This window comes from Chitinophaga sp. ARDCPP14 (assembly GCF_051362515.1).
GTDB lineage: Bacteria > Bacteroidota > Bacteroidia > Chitinophagales > Chitinophagaceae > Chitinophaga.
Genome location: NZ_JBKIXB010000028.1, coordinates 1 through 860 on the forward strand (window position 1 = coordinate 1; position 860 = coordinate 860).

The 860-nt window shown below is 53.5% G+C and carries 1 protein-coding gene; it reads right to left on the reverse strand.

Going from position 1 to position 860, the window contains the following annotated elements; genetic code table 11:
• Positions 1-860 (reverse strand): MBG domain-containing protein (locus ACLHR0_RS31630; protein ID WP_436491694.1); only part of this gene is annotated, 860 nt, incomplete at both ends.

The following is an 860-nucleotide window of genomic DNA, read 5'->3' on the forward strand; positions in this document are numbered from 1 at the left end:
CCGCAGTTACGGTCAGCGTGGCCGGCGCTACCTGGAACGACTGGCTCACCGCTGCTGCCGCCGTGTAATTGGCGTCACCTGCCTGTGTAGCGCTTATGGTTACATTGCCCACGCCGGTGATGGTAACAGTGTTGCCGCTCACCGTAGCCGGACCGGCGGTTACGGTGTAAGCTACTGTTAATCCTGCATCGCTGTTGGCGCTGAGCGCAAAGGCCGCATCGCCATATGTTTTGTTAGAGATAGCCGGGAAGGTGATGGTTTGAGATGCCTTTGTAATAGTAAGCGATCCACCTGCAAAGTTAAAGTCGTAGTTAGCGGCTGTTAATGTGCCCGCAGTGACCGTAATCGGATAAACACCAGGCGCACTGTTGATATCGGCAGTGTGGGTAATGGTGGCATCACCACTTACTACACTGCTGTTTTCGTTGTTTACAAAACCGGTAATGATATAATCCGGTGTTGGATTAGTTTGTTTGTATGCCCTGTTTTTATCATTAGCCGTTACCGTTAGGGTGGCTTTGGCAACGTTGAAAGTTTGTGTGACCTGCGTGGCCGGTGAGTAGTTGCCGTTGCCTGCCTGGTCAGCCGCAATGGTAACGCTGCCTGCGCCGGCAATGGTAACGGTGTTGCCGCTGATGGTAGCCGGACCGCTTACCACGCTGTAGCTCACCGCTAACGTACTACTGCTGGTGGCGCTGAGCGTAAAGGCGGCGTCGCCATATGTTTTGTTAGCGATAGCGGGGAAGGTGATGGTTTGCGAGGTGAGCCCAACAGTTAAGGTACCATTCACCGGTGTGAAGATGTAATTGGCCGCTGTCAACGGAGTTACATCCACAGTAATAGGGTATGCACCCGGCACA